Here is a 20941-nt window from a genome sequence, read left to right as displayed (position 1 = left end):
GGATCAAATCAGTTCGATAAAAGTGGACCTCTGTCAAAAGAGTAGACACAAATTTTATCAATGCACAGTGTTAAAGTCGTACTGTCGTTCAAATTGGCTGGGAGTAGCGTAGCCGAGTAGCCGATTGATGAATGAACGCGCTCATTATTGTAAATGCGAATCTCCGATTCAAAAGCGCGATTACAGCCTGGTCTAAATAATGCATCGATTTTCTTAAAGCGCTATAATCGAACATGCCGCCTGTATCTACAAGAACAGGCGGCATTTTTCGGGTGCTGCAAGTCATTACACGCCTGCCGGCTCCGCCATCCGCCGCATGAAGGCGACGCTCGCCGCCAGCTCCTCGTCCGTCTCCGGCCACGCGCATTCGGCGGACACCATGCCGGTGTAGCCGATCTCGCGCAGCAGCGCCGCGAAGCGTTCGTACGGATAGCTGCCCGTGCCCGGGGCGCGCCGGCCGGTGTCGGCGATATGGATGTGGGCGATCCAGTCCTTGTGCGCGCGCAGCGTCTCGAGCGGCTCGTCGTCCTCGTCCATATGGAAAAAGTCGGCGAGTACGCGGATGATCGGACTGTCGACCTGCCGTACCAGCGCGACGCCTTCGGCGACGCTGTTGATCAGATTGGCCTCCTTGCGCCGCAGCGGCTCCAGCGCCAGCGTCAGTCCGCTGCCGCGCCAGGCCCGGTCGATCTCGGCCAGCACGTCGACCATCTGCGCCTCGGCGCGCTGCTTGTCCCAGCCGTCCGGCACCCGGCGCGCGCCGCCGCTGCCGAGCACGACGACCTGCAGGCCGATCCGCTGCGCCGCCTCCCCGACCCGCTCGGCATAGGCGCGAATCCGCGCCAGATCCTGCTGTTCGCCGACGAGCAGCATCCCGGCCGGCGCGAACAGATTGGCCGCCCGCACCGGCAGCGGGGATGCCGCCGCTTGCGCGATGCGCGCCTCAAGCCCTTCCGCCGTCTCCAGCTGCAGCCCGGAGAGCGGACACTCGATATAGTCGAGCCCGTGCGCGGCCAATTGCCCGGCCCGCTCCAACGTTGCACACCATCCGAATTTCATCGCTGATTCCTCCCGTTCGATGTTCGATGCAGAATCGAATACGCTTACATTGTAGTTGAAAGCACCGGTCCGAGAACATGGCGTCAGCACCGCCTTCCATGTCAAATCGTACGATATGCATGGGGACGCGTGGCACGCGACTTGCACGCGGTGTCGTGAGTCCGGGCGCTGGAGACATTCCCGCGGATCGATCACGATTGCCCCGCAATCGATCATTGTCAGCGGCAGGAAATTGCATTACACTGGTGGCGTATAGCTACCGGACGGATGAAGCGGCGCCGGCGCGCCGGCAAGGAGGGGCCGATGTACAAACTGTTGATCGTGGACGACGAGCCGCGGGTGACGATGGGCATGCGCAATGTACTGCTGGCATCAGACCTGGAGCTGGCGTGCGTGGAAACGGCGCTGAACGGCTTCGAAGCCATTGACTATCTGCGCATGGAGACGTACGATCTCGTGCTCACCGATATTCAGATGAGCCGCATGAGCGGACTGGAGCTGATGGAGACGATCGCGCTCGAGCAGCCGAACCTGCCCGTCATCGTCATCTCCGCGCACGAGAAATTCGAATTCGCCAAGCAATCGCTGCGGATGGGCGCCCGCGACTACCTGGTGAAGCCGGTCGAGCAGCAGGAGCTGCTGCGCGTCGTGCGCGCGGTGCTGGAGGAGAAGGAAGCGATCGGCAAGCGCTCGCTAGAGCGAACGAGGCGGCAGCAGGACGAGGAGACGGGGGCAGACCGGCGCGGCGCGCTGCTGCTGGAGCTGGTCACCGAAGAAAATCTGGACCGGCAGGATTACGCCGACCTGATCGAGGAGCTCGGCGATCGGCAGGCCGGGGACTGCTTCGGCGTGCTCTCGGTGCGGCTCGATCTGAGCAGCGGCGGCTTCAGCAGCCGCGAGGTGCGGCTCCAGGACCGCAAGCTGCTCAAGTACGCCACGGTCAATATTATGGAAGAGAGTCTGAAGGCCTGGAACGGCCTGACCTTCCACGGCTTCGGCAACGAGCTCGTCGGCATCATCCGACTCAGTCCGCAAGAGGCCGCCGGCGAGCGTGCCGAGATCCAGTCGAGGCTCCATCTGATCGGACAGACGATCTGCACGAACGTCAAGCAATACCTCAATGTCGAGGCGACGGTCGGGATGAGCACGCTGCATGCGGATGTGCTCATGCTGCCCCGGCTCATGGAGCAGGCGGGCGCGGCGGCGCAGTGGCGCGAGCTGCATCCGGGGCAGCAGGTCTTCTACTATTCGGATGTGGCGGCGCGCGAGCATCGGGGCATCGCCGAATGGATGACGCGGGTGGACGCGTATGTGGAGCACCTCAAGCTGCATCCGGAGGACCCGCAGCCGGAGCGGATCGCCCGCCCGCTGGCCGAGCTGGGGCAGACCGACGAGCTGCTCAGCAGCTGCTTCGGCATGCTCGTCTATCGCATCTATGCGCAGCTGCTCGGGAGCGCCCAGGACAGCGGCGCGGAGCTGCATCGCTTCGACCCGGATGCCTACTTCCGCGGGCTCTCGCCGGCTGAGCGGGTGAAGCGCTTGCACGAATACATCAGCGAAGCGGCGGAGCTGCTGCGCTCGCTCGGACAGGCGCGGGACGAGTCGATCCTGGCCCGCATCACCGGCTATATCCGCGGCCACTATCGCAATCCGGCGCTCAAGATCCAGGACATCGCCGGCGAGGTGCACTTCAGCACCGCCCATCTGGGCTATCTGTTCAAGCGCGAGACCGGGCATAATCTGTGGGACTACGTCACGGAGCTCCGCATCGAGGAGGCCAAGCATCTGCTGCGGACGACGGACCAGAAGCGCTACGAGATCGCCTACGCAGTCGGCTATGAATCGCCGGAGCACTTCAGTCGGATGTTCAAGCGCTATGTCGGCGTCAGTCCGGCCGATTATCGCAAGGAACGGGGGGGATCGGCCTGAGGCTCAAGTACAAGGTCGCGCTGGCCTTTCTGCTGCTGATCGTCGCTCCCTTCCTGATTGTCGGCTGGATCGCCGCCACTCGCGCGTCCGATTCGATGAAGGACGAGGTCGGCAAGACGATGCTGCAGCTCGTGGGCCAGAATCACGCCACCCTGGTGAAGACGCTATCCGCCGTTAATGACAAGACAATTACGCTGCTCGACACGCATTTCTTCAGCGATGCCGCGCAGTTCCGCTTCTGGACCGGCATTGAGACGCTCAGCCAGATCACGGCGGCGGACAATATCCTGGAGCGCTGGTCGTCGGACGGCACGGCCTACACCCTCTATATGCAGAATCGCGAGTCGCGCAGCACGCCCTTCGACCTGTCATCCAAGCCAAGAGGCTTCAAATATTACGGCGCCGACGCGCCGCTCCCCGAGTGGGCCGCGCGCACGCTGGAGCAGGGCGGCGGCGCCAGCGTGCGGCTGATCGACGCCGGCGGCGCGCCGACGGTGAGCTTTATGCGCAGCATTCTTAATCCGAAGGCGTACGACGAGACGATCGGCCTGCTCGTCGTGTCCAGGCTGGAGGTGCTGCTTACCCGGGACCTGGTCGGCGTGCAACTGCCGGCGGGCACCGGGGTCTTTTTGGTGAATGGAGACGACGAAGTGCTGATGCAGCTCGGATCGGCCGAGCTGAGCTGGGCGGGACTGCCGGAGCAAGCCGCGCGGCAGGTCTCGGGCTATGCCTTCACGGGCGGGGAGGACGGCCGCTGGCTGTATGCCTACTCAGGCGTCTCGGCCTTCGGCACGCGGCTCATCTACCGGATTCCGGAGGCGTCGATCACGGGCAATCTGGCAGCCCTCCAGGTGACGCTGCTCGTCGCGTCGGCGATCTATCTGGCGCTCGTGCTGATCTTCGCGCTCTATCTGGTGCGCATCATCGTGAAGCCGCTGCTGCATCTGGTGGCGATCACCAAGATCTACGCGCCGGGCAAGCGGCTGGACATCGAGCAGCGCCACCTGCGCCCGGACGAATTCGGCTTGTTGTACGGCGCCTTCCTCAAGATGACGAACCGGCTCGATCATACGATCGAGGAGAACTACGGCATGCAGATCAAGCAGAAGGAATACGAGCTGGCGATGCTGCATTCGCAGATCACGCCGCATCTGCTGTACAACACGCTCGACTCGATCTACTGGTATGCGCTGGACAGCGGCAACACCGACGTCGGCGATATGGTCAAGGACCTCTCGCGGCTGCTGCGCATCGGCCTCAGCAAGGGCAAGGCGGTCATCACCGTCGGCGAGGAGCTCGAGCATGCGCAGGCGTACACGCGGCTGCAGATGAAGCGGTACCCGGACGCCTTCGAGGCGCGCTGGACAATCGACGAGCGGGTGCTCGATCAGCTGACGCCGAAGGTGATCCTGCAGCCGCTCGTCGAGAACGCGATCTTCCACGCGGTCAGCGGCATGGACGGCGAAGGCCTGATCGAGGTGCGAGCGCATGAGCAGGACGGCGAGCTGCGGCTGATCGTCGAGGACAACGGCTTCCTCCCGGTCGACCTGGAGCGGCTGGCGCGGATCGTCAGCGGCGAGGAGGAGGGGCGGGGCTACGGCATCCGCAATGTCCATCAGCGCGTGCAGCTGCACTTCGGGGACGGTTACGGGCTGCACTACGAGCCGCGCGAGGGCGGCGGCCTGCGCGCCGTGCTGCGGCTGCCGCTGCGCCGCGAGTCGTGAGGGAGCCGGGATTGCTTGCGGCTTCTGCGTGAGGAGTCTGGCCAAGGCTCCGCCAGGCCATGCGGCGGAGCCCTCACAAGCGGCGCGGCGTGGTCGGGCCCGGCCACCCGGCGAATTGCGGCACACCCCCGGGGCAGATGCCCCGGGTCAGCAAATGTCAGATTGGCGGAAACTACTCAACAGCCGGGGGCGCTGAACCGTTGCACGGCATTGGTAGCGTTCGACGGAGCGCTGAACCGTTGGACCGTTGGTATCCGGTCGACGAAGCGCTGAACCGTTGAACCATTGGTACCCGGCCGACGAAGAAGCGTGGGCGTGTGGCGTGAAATTTGGAGTATCGCGTGAAATGTAAATGTGCAGTTGTTTTGGCATAATTCCGGCGGAAATTCAATTTGAAATGCAAAAGTGCAGTTGTTTTGGCCAAAATCGCGAGAATGGGACGATTTGGTGCAAATGAACTGCACTTTTACATTTGGTTCCGCCAATTGAAGAAAAGCGGGGATTTGAACTGCACTTTTGCAGTTGGCGAATGGCCTGGCATGCGGGTCGCAGGCTGTCTGCCCGCCGGATCGCGGACCAAACCGCAGTGCCAACGCTGCCCGATCACTGCAAGCATCGCAGCGGGTGCCGGATGGACCACAACCAAGGCCGCAGGCGACCATTGCATTGCGCCGCTGCATCGCATGGCCGATCCGTGCTGCGGACCGGAAGGGCCGGCGCGCCCCTGCCCCATTTTACATCACCCTCTTCCCGCAATAGATCATCGAATTGGAAGCGCATCCGCTCTATACTGGAAGCAGCAGAGAGAGGAAGTGAGCTTCATGAGCCAAGCGATGCATCGGTTGTGGAAATACCGCTACCTGACCCTGATGCTGTTGCCGACGACGATCGTCATCATCCTGCACAGCTACCTGCCGATGTTCGGCGTGTTCATCGCATTCAAAAACATTAATTACATCGACGGCATCTGGCGAAGTCCATGGGTCGGACTGGACAACTTCGACTTCTTGTTCTCGTCGGGGTCGCTCGTGCGGATCACCCGCAACACGATCCTGTACAGCCTCGTCTTCATGGTCGTCAATCTCGTGGCCTCGGTTGCATTCGCAGTCGGAGTCAACGAGCTGCGCAAGCGCTGGCTGGCGAGGGGCTATCAGAGCCTGATCATCCTGCCCCACTTCCTGTCGATGGTCGTCGTGAGCTACCTGGTGTACGCCTTCCTGCACCCCGAGCACGGCTTCGTCAACGCGACGGTGCTGCGCTGGCTGGGCGAGGACGCGATCTACTGGTACACGGAGAAGGGCTACTGGCCGTACATCCTCGTGCTCGTCAACGCCTGGAAGGGCGTCGGCATCGGGGCGGTCATCTATATTGCGGCGATCGCGGGCATCGACCCCGAATACTACGAGGCGGCGGTCATCGACGGGGCGTCCAAGTGGAAGCAGACGATCCACATCACACTGCCGTCCATCCAGGCGATCATCATCATCATGACGATCCTTTCGATGGGCAGCATTTTCAACGCCGACTTCGGGCTCTTCTACCAGGTGCCGCAGGATTCGGGGGCGCTTTATCCGGTGACCGACGTCGTCGACACGTACGTCTACCGTTCACTGATGAAGATGAACGATATCGGCATGTCCTCGGCGGCGGCGCTCGTCCAATCGGTGGTCGGCTTCATCATGGTCATCCTGACCAACTGGACGGTGCGCAGAATCAATCCGGAGCAGGCGCTGTTCTAGGGCCTGTAAGCATACACGCCTTCGCAGCCCGCCCAGAAGGGAGTCCGTTAACATGAGCACAAGCTTGAACAACCGCGCGAGGCCGAGGACCCGCGCGAGCCGTAGAGAAAATACGCTGTCGCCGCTCTCCGGCGCGCTTCTCAACGCAGCCTTTCTCATCGTGTCGCTCGCCTGCCTGATGCCGGTAGTGCTCGTCATCCTGGTGTCGTTCACGCACGGCGACGCAATTTTGAAAAACGGCTACAGCTTCTGGCCCGAGCAATTCTCGCTGATCGCCTACACGTCGATCTTCAAGGATTACGGCACGGTCGCCGGGGGGTATGCCGTCAGCATCGGCGTGACGATCGCCGGCACGGCGCTCAGCGTCGTCCTGATGGCGCTGTTCGCCTACCCGATCTCGCGAGGAGATTATCCGTATCGGCACGCCTTCACGTTTTTCCTGTTCTTCACGATGCTGTTCAACGGCGGCGTCGTCAGCCGTTATCTCGTCTACACGCAGCTGCTCGGCCTGAAGGACCAGTACATGGCGCTGATCCTGCCGCTGCTGATCGTGCCGTTCAACGTCATCATCATGCGCACCTTCTTCCAGACGACGATTCACCCCGCGCTGATCGAGTCGGCGCGGATCGACGGAGCGGGCGAGCTGCGCATCTTCTTCCGCATCGTGCTGCCGCTGTCGCTGCCGGTGATGGCGACGATGGCGCTCTTTAGCACCATTAACTATTGGAACGACTGGTTCAACGCGCTCTTGTTCATCACCAGCGAGCACAAGTACCCGCTGCAATACTTAATGATGCGCGTCCTGAACGACGTGCAATATCTGCGCAGCAACGTCGAGCTGGCGGCACAGAATCCGGAGCTGCTGCGCGATCTGCCCAATGAATCGCTGCAGATGGCGATGGCGGTCGTCGGCATGGGGCCGATCCTGATCGTGTACCCGTTCTTCCAGAAGTACTTCGTCAAGGGCCTGACGGTCGGCGCCATCAAGGGGTAGCGCGAGTTGCAGGCCAGGCCGCTCGTCTGCGGCAATCATCGGTAGTCCCGGCCGATCCGGCCGTACTATAGCATTCCATCATCCATCGATATTGAGGAGGGTTCACATGCAACACAGAAAGAGAACGTTGACATTCTTGCTGGTCATGGCCATGCTGGCGCTGCTGCTGCAGGCCTGCGCGGGAGGAGGCAATGCGCCTGCGAACAACACGGGCAACGTCCCGGCCAACAACGCAGAGGGCAATAACGGCGGCAACAATGCAGGCGGCAACAACGGGGACGAGGGGAATACGACCGGAGCGGATGCGGCGGAGCTGGAGCCGTACGAGGTGTCGATCATCTATTACGGCACGCCGGAGCGCGACGTGCCGCTGGTGGAAGAGAAGCTCAGCGAATATTTTCAGGAAAAGATCAACGCCACAGTCAAGTTGGTCCCGATCACCGGCAGCGAGTACAAGCAGCGCACCGAGCTGATGATGAACAGCGGCGAGAAGATGGACCTGGTGTTCACTGCCTCGTGGCTGGACTTCTTCTCCAATGTGACCAAGGGCGCCTTCCTCGAGCTGGATGACCTGCTGGCGGAGCACGGCCAGGGCATCCAGGAGACGATCAGCCCGCTCTATCTGGAAGCGCCGCGCTTCGAGGGCAAGCTGTACGCCGTGCCGACCAACAAGGAGATCACGCAGAGCAAGGCGTTCACGTATCGCAAGGACATCGTGGAGAAGTACGACATCCCGATCGAGGAAATCAAGGTCAACGACGACCTGATGCCGTGGATGCAGGTCATCAAGGAGAACGAGCCGGACATCATTCCGAACTTCGTGACCGGCGGCGGCGGCGACGGCATCATGTACGAGTCGCGGTCCAACTATCGCCCGATCGGTCCGACACCGGCGAAGATCGCCGCATTTTTCTTCGATTACACGCAGACGGACAGCATAGAGATCAAGTCCGCTCTTGATCCGGAGATCGTGAAGCTCAACGAGACTGAATTCGAGCTGTACCGCGACTTCTACGAGAAGGGCTACACCAACGGCGATGCGGCGACGTCCGAGACGGCTGTGTCGGATGTGCAGCGCCAGGGCAAAATGTGGCTGCAGCGCACGGTGTGGAAGCCGGGCACGGACATTGAAATGTCCAACTCGACCAACAACGAGTACGAATATGTCTCGCAGGTGATCGACGAGCCGATCGTCACGACCGATCTGGCGACGGGCTCGATGTTCTCGATCTCCCATACGTCGAAGGACCCGGATCGCGCGATGATGGTGCTCAACTACTTGCATACCGACCCCTATGTCGTCAACCTGCTGGTCCACGGCATCGAGGACGTGCATTACAAAAAGGTCGGCGACAACCGCATTGAGCAGATTGCCGACTCCGGCTATGGGAAGACGGCGCTATTCTGGGTCGTGGGCAATCAGATGCTGAACTATCTCAAGCCCGGCCAGCCGGACGATCTGTACACGAACTGGATTCAGTACAACAAGGACGCCACCCGCTCGCCGCTGCTGGGCTTCGTCTTCGACGACACCAACGTGAAGAACGAAGTGACGCAGCTGACAGCGATCGCGACGGAATACAAGGCGATCAGCACCGGCGGCATCGCTAACCCGTCCGAGCTGCTGGACGAGCGCAACCGCAAGTTTGAATTGGCGGGCATCGAGAAGGTGCGCGCCGAAATTCAGGCGCAGGTTGACGCCTTCCTGGCGGAGAAGTAAGCGCCGCATCGATTGCAAGGCATTCTGTCCGCGGCCGTCTGACGGCCGCGGCTGTTTCTCCCCTGGGGCTCCTGGTACGTCGATAGCGCCCGCTACAAGGCGCCGCACCCGGACAGGGGGCAGAGCGTCGCGTGCGAGTGGACGGCGCGGGATCTGAATCAGACCTATCATACCGGCAATCCGTGCATCTACTCGACCGACCCCAACGATGTGCTGCGCGCCGGCCTCTGCAGCGGGACGGATATCGAATACTGGCGCAATCTGTTCCGCGACTATCTGGCCAACACGGCGCACAACGATCAGGTCTTCTTCCTGCAGCAGCAAGAAGCGCACGAGATGGAGCACACCGAGCGCTTCGCGGTATTCCCGGCCGATCACGTGGAGGCGTGCGCGGGCATGCTGGATCTGTTCTTCGCCCATATCACGTCGTATCCGATCACGCTGACGACGCTGCCGGATGCGGTCGAGCGCTATCATGCGCGCAACGCGGCGACCGCTCCGGTCTACATGCTGACGCGGGACACCGAGGTGCGTCCGCAGGTAGCGGAGTACACGATGACGATGGGCGGCGCGGGAGCCGGTCCGTGGCCGGATGCGTTCCTCTACTACGACCGCGACTGCCAGCTGGCCTTCGTCAAGGGCGAATGCACGCCGCGCCTGTATCGCAGCTACGTCGGCAAGACCGGCGCGAGCGACGATTACAGCGAGCCGCCCATTCCGGTCTTCGTCCACGACTACGAGAAGACCGACTCGCTTATCCGGCTGACGTACGAGCTCGGGCACGCGCGGCCGGGACCGTACGGCCTGGCCTACTGGGACGAGCTGACCGGCTATGCGGTGTCCGCTTGTCCGAAGGACACGGAGGCGCATATGATCGGCGGCGAGCTGCTGTTCCTGCGCCTGCAGCTGGACGGCCGCCCGCGGCGGATCACGGTCGAGCTGGCGCGTGCCTGACCCCGGGCGGATCATGGTCGAGCTCGCAAGCGTACAGCAGACATGCCCCTGTCGGCCAAGGGGCCTCCAAGCCATCCGTATATGGGATGGCTATTCGTGTGCGTGGGAATGCGTTAGCAAAAGCGCAGACCTGGACGGGTCCAAGGTTAGCGAACAGTGCTGATTGGGCTGGGTTCAACGTATGCCATGCATTGCGAAGCATGTGCCGCAACGGTTAGATCGCTGGCGCATGCGGCGTCGCTAAGAGAAGCAAAGTGAGGTTTCGTCAAGTCTGTCTCGTGTTATACTGGAAACAATACACGGTTGCCCTTGCTCCGGCCGACTTACGTTGTCCGGGCAGCGGCACGAGAGAGGCGGTGTGGGTCGTGCTCGCACGGCAACTGACGGAGCAAGACAAACGGAATGCGGCGGCCATTGTCGCCCGTGAGCTCGGTGCATGTTGCGTCATCCTGTTCGGTTCTGCAGCTAAGGGGCGCATGCGTGCGGACAGCGACGTGGACCTTGCTTTTATTTCGGAAGGCGCGCATACGCCGTATCGGGTGTTTGAAGTGGCGGCCCAGGTTGCCGATTGTTTGAAGCGCGATGTGGATTTGGTGGAATTCCTTCAGGCAAGCACGGTGTTTCAGGCGCAAGTCGTCGGCAGCGGGGAATTACTGCTGGACGAAGATCCGACACGGCGGTCCTATTTATTCATGCAAGCGCTCAAGGCTTATGCCATGCTCAACGAGGAACGGCACGAAATTCTGGTGCGTAGAGGATTTATAAAGGAGGGCGCTGCAAATGGATGTGCTGATCAACAAGATGGCCATTATTGACCGTTGTATCGCCAGAATTGAAGAAGAATATGCTGGAGATGATCGCAATCTCCACAATATGACGAAGCAGGACTCGATCATTTTGAATATTCAACGCGTCTGCGAGGCGTGCATCGATTTGGCGATGCATGCCGTAGCGAAAAGAAATTTCGGGGTCCCGCAAAGCAGTCGGGATGCATTCGACCTGCTGCAGACCCATCGCGCGCTGGATGAGGAACAGAGCAAGCGGATGAAAGCAATGGTCGGCTTCCGGAATATTGCAGTTCACGACTACCAGGCTGTGAATATGGAGATCGTTAAAAAAATCGTTGCGCATCATCTGGAGGATTGCCGGCAATTTGCAGAGCAAATCCAAGCGTATCTAATGGAAGCATAAGAATTCGGGACGCTGTGAGGAGCTGTGAGGGCAACTCCAATCGGCAATACCCAGTACCGGGGAGGCGGTCGTGATGGAATCGGACAAGCCAATAGCGGGATCGGCCGCCGAATCGAAATCGAACGCCGCATACGAGGCAGCCGCGACGGCTGAGGCGGACGGAGCCGCCAGGGGCGAAGGCACCCCGACAACCGGCCGGGCGCTCGCGCTCAACGCGGTGCAGCGCCAGGTCATCGCGCATGCGGAAGGCCCGCTGCTCGTGCTGGCCTCGCCGGGCTCGGGCAAGACGACGACGATGATCCTGCGGATCGGTGCGCTGATCCGCGAGCGCGGCATCGAGCCGGCGCGCATCAAGGCTGTCACGTTCAGCCGCGCCGCAGCGGCCGATATGAAGCGACGCTACGGCGAGCTCTGCCCGGATCTGCCGCCGGTCGACTTCTCCACGATCCACAGCTTCGCCTACGAGGTCGTGCGCAATCGGCTGCGCTATCGGGGCACGCCGTATACGATCATCGAGGGACGCATGGAGGGGGCAGGCGGGGCCGCCGACGCATCCGCAGAACGCCTGCACAAGAAGACGATTCTGCGTCAGCTGTACCAGCAGCTTCGGCGCGAGACGCTGACGGACGAGCAGTACGAAGCGTTGACGACCTACATCAGCTATGTCAAAAACCGCATGCTTCCTCAGGCCGAGTGGCCGGAGGTGCCGTGCGAGGTCCGGCAGGCGGCGCCCCTGCTGGAAGCTTACGAGGCATTCAAGCGCTCCGGCCAGCCGCAGCGGCTGCTCGACTATGACGACATGCTGACGCTGGCCCAAGAGCTGCTGGCCGAGGACGAGGAGCTGCTGGAAGCGTACCAGCGCAAGTACGATTATATCCTGGCCGACGAGAGCCAGGACACGTCGCTCGTGCAGCACACGCTGATCGCCATGCTGGCGGCGCGGCACCGCAATCTGTGCGTCGTCGCCGACGACGACCAGTCGATCTACAGCTGGCGCGGCGCCGATCCGGCATATCTGCTGGACTTCCGGCGGCACTACCCGGAGGCGAAGGTGCTGTATATGGAGCAGAACTACCGCTCCAGCCCGGATATCGTCAGCCCGGCCAACGTCTTCATCCGGCGCAACCGCAATCGCTATCCGAAAAACATGCATACTGCGAATCCGCCCGGCGAGCCGATCGTGCTGCGCCGCTTCGCCGATTACAGCGATCAGACCGCCTATGTCGTGCGCGAGCTGCAGCGTATGGAGCGACCGGAGCGGGCGGCGGTGCTGTATCGCAACAACGCTTCGTCGATCGCGCTCCTCAACGCGCTCGATCTGGCGAAGATTCCGCTCACGATGCGCGATGCGGATCACCGCTTCTTCAGGCACTGGGTCGTGGAGGATGTGCTGAACTTCATGCGGATGACCTTCACCGATCGCCGCCCGGCGCTGCTGGAGAAGCTGTATGCCAAGCTCGGCGCGTATCTGAGCAAGCAACAGGTGGAGGCGGTGCTGGCTCGGGACGGGGAGGGCTCGGTGTTCGACAGACTGCTGGCGAGCGGCGGGCTGCAGGACTATCAGGCGGAGCGAATCGCGCAGATCCGCGACGTGCTGCGAGAGATGCGAGGGATGCCGCCGGAGCCTGCCATCGCAGTCATCCGCCAGCGGCTCGGCTACGACAAGACGCTGGAGCGGATAAGCGAGCGTCTTGGCTTCCGCAAGGAGCAGTTGCTCGGCATCCTGGAGATCCTCGAGGAGATTGCCCGGCCGCTCGAGACGATGACCGACTTCGCCCTGCGGCTGGGGCACCTGGAGGAAGTGTCGCGGTCCTCGGCTACGGCACACGGCCGGAGGCGGCGGGGCGTGACGCTGTCGACCCTGCACAGCGCCAAGGGGCTGGAGTTCGAGCGAGTCTATATGATCGACCTGGCCGATGGCATCCTGCCGTCGGCCGAAGACCGCAAGCCGCAGCCCGGCGGACCGGAGCCGCTGGAGGAGGCGGCGCGGCTCTTCTACGTCGGCATGACGCGGGCCCAGCGGCGGCTCGAGCTGCTCAGCTACCGCATGCGCGGCGGCGAGCGGGCTGCGGAATCGCCGTTCGTCGCCGCGGTGCGGGACATCCTGCAGCCGCGCGGCGATGAGGGATCATCCGGGCGACAGCCCGCTGCGCGCACGGCCAAGTCTGGCCGGAGGAAGCGGGGGCGGGGCAAGACGGAGGGGAGATCGGGCACGGGAGCGAGGCGTGACGAGGAGAGCGGCGCTGCGGCCCCGTCCGTGCCGCAGCGCCCGGCGTCCGGGTCCACGCGGCTGGCGCGGCCTCTGCCGGCGAGCTCGGTACAGGAGCAAGGACGCTCGCCGCGCTCGCCGCATGCTTACCGAGAGCCGGGGCAGCTTGTCGAGGGCGCGCGCGTCCGGCACCGCGTCTTCGGCGCCGGCACGATCGTGCGGCTCACCGGGGAGCGCGTACGCATCGCCTTCGGCGACGGGGAGAAGGCGCTCTCGCTGGCCGCCTGTCTCAAGGGCGGCTTGCTGGAGCCGGGCTGATGCCGCGGGCAAGCGCGCGTGTGCAGACAAGCACGAGTAGACAAGCAGGCAGACAAGCTCGTGCGGCAGCTGGAGCGGGACAACAGGCGCTTGTGGCAACTGTTACGGACACCACGGGTCAGCGCGTCTTAGCGCTCGGTCATCGTGTGCTTGCGATAGTGTGAAGGGGCGCAGCCGGCACTTTGACGAAACAACTTGAGGAAGTGACCGTATTCGCGGTAACCGACGCGAACGGCAATCTCAGCCAGGGAATGCTCGGAGCCGAGCAGCAGTTCCTTGGCTTTTTGCATGCGGGTCTGCTGCACATAAGTCTGCGGTGACAAGCCGAGCGTCTGCCGGAACAAGGTGCGCAGGTGGCCGGGCGTGACATGCACCTGCCGGGCCAGCTCCGGCACGGGCAGCGGGCGGGCGTAATGCCGGCGGATGTAGGCGCATGCCAGCAGGACCCGTATATCGACGGCCGGCCGAGGGCTGGCCATGTGCGGCTCGAGCAGCGCGAGGGCGTCGGCCAGCCAGAGCCGGCTCTCGCCGCCGAGCCGCAGCGCCAGCGCGGCCGGAGCGGCGGCGAGCGCATCCGAGCGGCCCGTGCCATTCACCTGACCGTCGTTGTCCGGCCCGTGCCATGGCTCGTCCAGTGTGGTTGCGAGAGGAGCCCGACGCGGCTCGTCCAGCGTGGGCGAGGCGGTCGCCTGACCCGGTTCGGGCGGCCTGGCAGCCATTGCGCCGGCTTCGCTCCACAAGCGTGCCAGTGCACGCCAGCGGACCACGAACGCCGGGGCACCGGGGGCGTCGGCGAGCCGGCACTGCGCAGGCACCCCGTACAAGGCGGTCCAGTCGAGCCCGTGCAGATGGGCGGACAAGCAGATCGACAAGTAATGCACCGGCTCCTTCTTGCCATCTGATTGCTGCGTCGTGAAGCGTGTATCCGGCGGAATCACGACCAGATCTCCAGGACGCAGGCGCAAGGCGCGCGCCTGATAGCACAGCGTTCGCTCGCCCTCCAGCATGTACCATATCGTCGGATAGGGATTGCTGAAGCCGGGGGCGTTCCAGTCATGAGCGCGCTCCCATTCCATGGCGAAGCGCAGCTCGAGCAGCGCGGGGTCGAGCAGCTGCGGGTTGCTTCCAGTTACGCGCATTTCAGACGCTCCTTCTTGCGCATTTGCGCATCATCCTCGTTTTTTCCTATTTTAGCATTGCTTTGCCGCTAGTAGGAACACTGTGGCTGCAGTATGGTGGAGAGGATGGTCAATGAATGAGCATCGCATATCCACGAGCATCGACTCGCCTCGATCCGCTCGTCTGGGAGGCTGGCGATTATGAAAGCGATTATGATCATGTTTGATACCTTGAACCGACGGATGCTGCCGCCCTATGGCTGCGATTGGACACAGCTGCCGAACTTCAGCCGCTTGGCGTCGCGTACGGCGGTGTTCGACCGCTGCTATGTCGGCAGCATGCCGTGCATGCCGGCGCGCCGGGAGCTGCATACGGGCCGCTACAATTTCCTGCATCGCAGCTGGGGGCCGCTGGAGCCGTTCGACGATTCGCTGCCCGAGCTGCTGCGGCGCCAGGGTGTCTATACGCATCTCGCGACCGACCACCAGCATTACTGGGAGGACGGCGGCGCGACCTACCATACGCGCTACGACTCATTCGAGCTGATTCGAGGTCAGGAGGGCGATCCCTGGCGGGGCATCGCCGGGGAGATCGAGCTGCCGCAGCAGGTGATGCGCGGCGGCGAGGGAGACCGGATGTACCGTCAGGACTGGATCAACCGGCAGGCGATTCGCGAGGAGGCGGACTTCCCGCAGGCGCGCACCTTCGAGGCGGGCCTCTCGTTCATTGAGACGAACCGCGCGCGCGACGACTGGTTCCTGCAGCTGGAGACCTTCGATCCGCATGAGCCGTTCCATGCGCCGGAGCGCTACCGGCAATTGTACCCGCATATCTACGACGGGCAGCCGTTCGACTGGCCGACCTACACGCGCACGTCGCAGACGCGCGGCGAGATCGAGCATCTGCGCTGCGAGTACGCGGCGCTGCTCAGCATGTGCGACGCTTATCTGGGGAGGGTGCTCGACCTGATGGACCGGCACGGGCTGTGGGAGGATACGATGCTGATCGTCAATACGGATCACGGCTTCCTGCTCGGCGAGCACGACTGGTGGGCCAAGTGCGTGCAGCCGTTCTACCAGGAGGTGGCCCATATCCCGCTGTTCATCTGGGACCCGCGCAGCGGCGCGCGCGGCGTGCGACGGGACAGCCTCGTGCAGACGATCGATCTGGCGCCGACGCTGCTCGAGTACTTCGGCGCGGAGGTGCCGCCGGACATGACCGGATACGCGCTGCGGGAGACGATCGCTGCGGATGCGCCGGTGCGCGAGGCGGCGCTGTTCGGCATTCACGGCGGCCACGTCAATTGCACCGACGGCACGTATGTGTACATGCTCGCTCCAGTGCGCGCGGACCGAGGGCCGCTCAGCAACTACACGCTGATGCCGACGCATATGCGGAGCCGCTTCGCGGTGGAGGAGCTGCGGGGCGCCGAGCTGAGCCGCCCGTTCGCGTTCACCAAGGGCGTGCCGCTGCTGCGCGTGCCGGTGTCGGCCCCGAGCCGGGATGTACAGGACTGCGAGACGATGTTGTTCGATGTGTCGCGCGATCCGGAGCAGTTGCAGCCGCTGCGCGATCCGGCAGTGGAAGCGAGGCTGCGGGAAGCGATCATCGGGTTGATGCGGCAGCATGATGCGCCAGCCGAGCAGTATGAGCGGCTGGGCTTGACTTGCCAATCAAGGCGCTAAGCGTCGCTGGTGACCGTTACAGCATAGACGACTGGATCGAAACACAGGACTGGATCGGACAAGGGGGAGGAATACGATGAAAACAATCTTCATCCTGATGGACTCGCTGAATCGCCATTACCTCGATTGCTACGGCCAAGGCTGGGTGCAGACGCCCAATCTCGATCGCCTGGCGGCCCGCGGCATCGTATTCGACCGCCATTATAGCGGCTCGCTGCCGTGCATGCCGGCGCGCCGCGAGCTGATGACAGGTCGGCTCAACTTCATGGAGTCGCAGTGGTGCCCGCTGCAGCCGTACGACGAGGCGTACCCGGAAGAGCTCCGCCGTCAATCCGGCGTCTACAGCCATCTGATTACCGATCACTACCATTACTTCGAGCAGAAGGGCTGGGGCTACCATACGCCGTTCGACACCTGGGAATTCCTGCGCGGGCAGGAGGGGGACCCGTGGCATCCGGCCGTGGCGGAGCCGGATATGCCGGCCTTCCGCGGCAAGAGCAAGCGCCAGGACTGGGTGAACCGCAGTCGCATGGATGCCGAGCGGGACGAGGATTACCCGACGCCGCAGTGCTTTGCGCGCGGCATCGAGTTTTTGCGTCGCAATCACGAGCAGGACAACTGGCATCTGCAGCTCGAGGTGTTCGACCCGCATGAGCCGTTCATGTGTCCGTCCAAATATCGCGAGCTGTATAACGATGCATGGGAGGGCGGGTATCACTTCGACTGGCCGCCGTACGCGCCGCTGGATGCGGACAAGGACGACGAGGCCGCGATTGCGCATATGCGCAAGTGCTATGCCGGGACGCTGACGATGGCGGATGCCTGGCTCGGCCGCCTGCTGGATACGATGGACGAGCTCGACCTGTGGCGGGACACAGCGGTCATCCTGACGACGGACCACGGCCATCTGCTCGGCGAGCACGGGTACTGGGCCAAGAACTATATGTTCGACTACCAGCGGCTCGTGCATATTCCGATGATTGCCTATGTCCCCGGCGCGGCGATGAACGGCGGCCGGATCGGCGCGTTGACGGCAACGATGGACATCATGCCGACCCTGCTGGAGCTGCACGGAGCCGCGCCGTCCGAGCATGTGCACGGCCGCTCGCTGGCGCCGCTGTTTGCGCGCGACGGCGCGCATCACGATGCGGTGCTGTACGGCTACTTCGGCAAGGATATCAGTCTCACCGACGGTCGCTATACGTACTGCCGCAAGCCGCTGCCCGGCAGCACGGCCTATCATCATACGGCGATCCCGGATCGCTCGGGGAGCCGCGGGGCGGCGTATGCGGACTGCGAGGTCGGTCGCTTCCTGCCGCAGACGGACATGCCCGTGTACCGCATGGCCAGGTCGTCGCATCAGCATCACGGTGCGACGCCGGGGCATCTGCTGCATGATCTGCAGCGGGACCCGGAGCAGTCGGCGCCGCTCGCGGACACGGAGCTGCACCGCCGGTACGAGGCCAAGCTGCGCGAGCTGATGGCGCGCTACCAGGCTCCGGATTGGCAATATGCGCGGGTTGGGCTGTTCTGAATTTTTTGGGGAATGCTGTTATAATGGTTGCATTCAGGTCAGGCAGAAGGAAAGGTGGAAAGCCTTGTCGCTCCAATTGATCGAAGCATACATTCCCAAAAAGCACTTCCCCAAAATGGATGAAAAGCTGCAAACGTTCGAGCTGGAATCGTACTGGTGCACGGAACAGTCGGAGGCCTCGACGTTCGTGCGCATGCTCGTCAAAACAAAGGATGCCGAAGAGATTCTGAACTACCTGGAGCAAGCGGCGAAGCTGATCGACGGGCTCGAAGTCATGCTGCTGCCGGTGCATTCGTTCATTAATCGCAAAAATGTGGAGTCGAAAGAAGATCAGGAAAATGAGGAGACTGGACAGTGAAAAGTTTTCAGCCTTAAGAAGCCCGTAAATCTGCGTTAGTAGAGGGCAAATCTTGCTTGGAACGAATAATTTGGGTTAGCGAAAGTTGCTTGTTTCGGGCAAACAACCGAAAAATGGACTGCTGCAGATGAGCCGTCACAGTCGCTTCCGAGACAATCGCTTTGGAAGGCGTGCGAAGATACCGAACGAACAGCGCGGGAGTCAGGCCGGAAAAACGAAGGGCAATCAGTTGAATAAGTCCTGTCGCGATGACACTACACATGACAAAACCTTCAATCGCTTGCAGGGTTTGCCGAATTCGCTTTCGATCCGGTTCACTCGTCACCTGCTCCAACGGATGCGACTCGCCTTTGCGTAAATAGCGTTTCAGCTTCGGCATGGATGGGCTCCAGAAGCGATAGCCGAAAGCACCGATCACCTGTTTCATTTCGCGAAAGGTGCATTCGATCTTGAATCGATACCCATACAGCGTGATGATTTCCACCGCCTCCAGGGACCGATCGGTACTGACGAGAATCGAATGGCGGTCGCCTTGTTTAACCAGTACAAAGCGAAGCTCTTGGTAAAGACCTTGCCCCCACAGCAAGTCCAGGCAGAGACAGGACACGGTTTCTTCCTTGCCGTAGATCGTCACCTTAACCGACTGGAACTCGGCTGCCCGCGTGTGAAACAACTCGGCGAGCTTGAGCACCTTTCCCTTCTTGGGCGGACGTCCCCGACCGGATTTACGGACCGGTTGCTCGTAGGCGACGACATTCATTTTAGCCTTGGTTACCATATGCATATTGCTCTCGCCTGTATCGTTGCCTTCGTTCAAACGCTGGAGAGCAGGAATAGACAGGAAATAGCGATCAAGCAACAGCAGCGCTGGCCCCAACGAATGGGCGGCGGCAAACGCTTGATCGATCATTTGCACGACATGGGAATCTTGACGTTCTTCGGACGAAGCGTCCCAGCCGAAGATGGTTTTGACTCCGTCTTGCAGGTTCATGAACAACGGCAAGCAGAACCATTTGATGGGCGTGCCGGCCAGAATGCCAATCGCGCCGAACAGATGGCCAAAGATATACTCGCCTTTGGACGAGTTTTCGGATTCCTGATGCAGCTTCTTCACACCCGGCATTCGCCGTCCTTCCTTGGCTTGCTTCATCCCGTCGCCGACAAGGACGACGCGCCCTCGCACGTAGAGCAGTGGAGCCATGCGGCCTACGACTTTGAACCAGGCGAGCCGAAGGGCTTCGAGCGACCAAGCGGTAGAGCGAAAGAAATGAACCATGGATTCATAGTGGCGCGGGGCCAAGGCCAATCCACGAACGATGGCCGTGAGTCCCCAATGATCCGTTCGAACCATGAGGCCGACGACGATCACAACAAACCACTCGTAAGCGGCCTTTCGGGAAAAGCAGGGACGGAATGTAGACAGGGCTTCATCTATAAATTTCAACATGGGCTTGTTCGATCGTGATGAAATCGGGTAAACTTACAACGTAACCCTTTCTTGCGATCTGATCTCCTTTCCGGTGTAGGAACCTTAGGATATCATGGATTTGCTTGATTGGGTTATTTTACTATGTGACGATTTTTTGAAGAGAACTTTTCACTGTCCAGGAGGAGAAAGAAGAAGAGAAACAATTGAAGCTGCAACGGGCGAGCCGCCATGAGCTGTACCTGCAGATTGAAGGGAACAGCAAATCCGATCTCACCTACCTGCTGTTCATCATTCTGTCGTCTGTGGTCGTTATGGCGGGCCTGATCCGGGACAGTTCTTACATTATTATCGGCGGCATGGTCATTGCGCCGCTGCTGGGTCCGGTGATTGCGCTGGCGTTCTCCTCCATTCTGGGTGATTTTCCGCTAGTGAAGCAATCGATTCTGACTGTGATCAAGGGCATCGTGTTAACGCTTGCCATTGCGGTCTTGTTCGGAATGTTCCTGCATACCCCGATTGCCAATGACAAGTTTTATGCACGCACGAGGGTCGATGTGTGGGATATTGTGCTTGCGCTTGCATCCGGAGCTGCCGGGGCGCTTTCCTATTTGAGAAGGGTGCCCAGTTCTTTGGTAGGGGTGATGGTGGCGGTGGCCTTGCTGCCTCCGACCCTCGTGCTGGGGATCTCCATCACGATGGTGTCCTGGAGCTATGTCTTCGGGGCCGCGCTGCTGCTGCTGGTGAACATTACCTCTATTCTTCTGGCAGGTATTGTGACATTCTCCATTTCCGGGATTACACCCGTAGGCTACGAGGAGATCAAGCGGGCGGAGAATTCTAGGAAGGTAAGCCTCATGCTGATTGCCACGCTTGTGGTGCTGTTGACCATTGCTGTGATCTACAGCAAGCCGTTTTTTATATTGTCCGCGCCTTAGTCAGATCGACGAAGCGCAAGTTCGGGACGCACACCGGGACAGCG

15 protein-coding genes and 1 pseudogene are annotated in these 20941 nt (G+C 61.7%); 13 read left to right on the top strand and 3 right to left on the bottom strand.

The features are described from left to right. Positions 1-285 precede the first annotated feature (285 nt). Positions 286-1059 carry a sugar phosphate isomerase/epimerase family protein gene (locus IDH44_RS01875; RefSeq protein ID WP_190914121.1) on the bottom strand — a complete coding sequence of 258 codons (774 nt, stop codon included), beginning with the start codon at positions 1057-1059 and terminating at the stop codon, positions 286-288. A gap of 303 nt (positions 1060-1362) precedes the next feature. Here IDH44_RS01875 and IDH44_RS01870 point away from each other — a divergent pair, with 303 nt between their 5' ends. The 9 genes from IDH44_RS01870 to IDH44_RS01830 all read left to right on the top strand — a co-directional run bounded on the left by IDH44_RS01870 (position 1363) and on the right by IDH44_RS01830 (position 13837). Continuing rightward, positions 1363-2988, top strand: a complete 1626-nt coding sequence (locus IDH44_RS01870) for a response regulator transcription factor (protein ID WP_223869286.1) — start codon at positions 1363-1365, stop codon at positions 2986-2988. A 95-nt stretch (positions 2989-3083) separates the two neighbouring features. Then, positions 3084-4712 carry a sensor histidine kinase gene (locus IDH44_RS01865; protein ID WP_190914120.1) on the top strand — a complete coding sequence of 543 codons (1629 nt, stop codon included), beginning with the start codon at positions 3084-3086 and terminating at the stop codon, positions 4710-4712. An 821-nt stretch (positions 4713-5533) separates the two neighbouring features. Then, complete coding sequence (locus IDH44_RS01860; protein WP_223869285.1) at positions 5534-6451, top strand: ABC transporter permease; 918 nt, start codon at positions 5534-5536, stop codon at positions 6449-6451. Between the two features lie 52 nt (positions 6452-6503). Continuing rightward, complete coding sequence (locus IDH44_RS01855) at positions 6504-7445, top strand: carbohydrate ABC transporter permease (protein ID WP_190914119.1); 942 nt, start codon at positions 6504-6506, stop codon at positions 7443-7445. Positions 7446-7551: 106 nt separating this feature from the next. Continuing rightward, positions 7552-9165, top strand: a complete 1614-nt coding sequence (locus IDH44_RS01850; RefSeq protein ID WP_190914117.1) for an ABC transporter substrate-binding protein — start codon at positions 7552-7554, stop codon at positions 9163-9165. Between the two features lie 210 nt (positions 9166-9375). After that, positions 9376-10119: a hypothetical protein gene (locus tag IDH44_RS01845; protein ID WP_190914115.1), complete on the top strand. Its 744-nt coding sequence runs from the start codon at positions 9376-9378 to the stop codon at positions 10117-10119. A gap of 365 nt (positions 10120-10484) precedes the next feature. Beyond that, positions 10485-10934, top strand: a complete 450-nt coding sequence (gene mntA, locus IDH44_RS01840; RefSeq protein ID WP_317890089.1) for a type VII toxin-antitoxin system MntA family adenylyltransferase antitoxin — start codon at positions 10485-10487, stop codon at positions 10932-10934. Further along, positions 10900-11310: a type VII toxin-antitoxin system HepT family RNase toxin gene (gene hepT / locus IDH44_RS01835; protein WP_223869284.1), complete on the top strand. Its 411-nt coding sequence runs from the start codon at positions 10900-10902 to the stop codon at positions 11308-11310. The genes mntA and hepT overlap by 35 nt, the downstream gene beginning before the upstream one ends. Positions 11311-11383: 73 nt before the next feature. After that, positions 11384-13837 carry an ATP-dependent helicase gene (locus tag IDH44_RS01830; protein WP_190914113.1) on the top strand — a complete coding sequence of 818 codons (2454 nt, stop codon included), beginning with the start codon at positions 11384-11386 and terminating at the stop codon, positions 13835-13837. 128 nt (positions 13838-13965) lie between these two features. On the opposite strand, the gene IDH44_RS01825 is transcribed toward IDH44_RS01830, so the two are convergent. After that, the gene (locus tag IDH44_RS01825; protein ID WP_190914112.1) at positions 13966-14976 is read right to left on the bottom strand and encodes a helix-turn-helix domain-containing protein; all 1011 of its coding nucleotides are present in this window, start codon (positions 14974-14976) and stop codon (positions 13966-13968) included. Between the two features lie 180 nt (positions 14977-15156). Between IDH44_RS01825 and IDH44_RS01820 the strand changes: the two genes are divergently transcribed. From IDH44_RS01820 to IDH44_RS01810, 3 genes are all read left to right on the top strand, one after another. Then, on the top strand, positions 15157-16641 hold the full coding sequence (locus IDH44_RS01820) for a sulfatase (protein WP_190914110.1): 1485 nt from the start codon (positions 15157-15159) through the stop codon (positions 16639-16641). A gap of 76 nt (positions 16642-16717) precedes the next feature. Next, entirely contained in the window at positions 16718-18175 is a 1458-nt protein-coding gene (locus tag IDH44_RS01815; RefSeq protein ID WP_190914109.1) for a sulfatase, read from the top strand. A gap of 64 nt (positions 18176-18239) precedes the next feature. Then, the gene (locus IDH44_RS01810) at positions 18240-18533 is read left to right on the top strand and encodes a hypothetical protein (protein ID WP_190914107.1); all 294 of its coding nucleotides are present in this window, start codon (positions 18240-18242) and stop codon (positions 18531-18533) included. 13 nt (positions 18534-18546) lie between these two features. Here IDH44_RS01810 and IDH44_RS01805 read toward each other — a convergent pair whose 3' ends face one another. Continuing rightward, positions 18547-19980, bottom strand: a complete 1434-nt coding sequence (locus IDH44_RS01805; protein ID WP_190914105.1) for a transposase — start codon at positions 19978-19980, stop codon at positions 18547-18549. Between the two features lie 179 nt (positions 19981-20159). Between IDH44_RS01805 and IDH44_RS01800 the strand changes: the two are divergent. After that, a pseudogene (locus IDH44_RS01800) lies at positions 20160-20897 on the top strand (TIGR00341 family protein); the annotation flags it as partial. Positions 20898-20941: the final 44 nt, after the last annotated feature.

It is taken from the genome of Paenibacillus sabuli, from assembly GCF_014705605.1.
Classification (GTDB): Bacteria; Bacillota; Bacilli; order Paenibacillales; family Paenibacillaceae; genus Paenibacillus_D; species Paenibacillus_D sabuli.
This window is presented reverse-complemented; position numbering and strand designations above follow the sequence as displayed.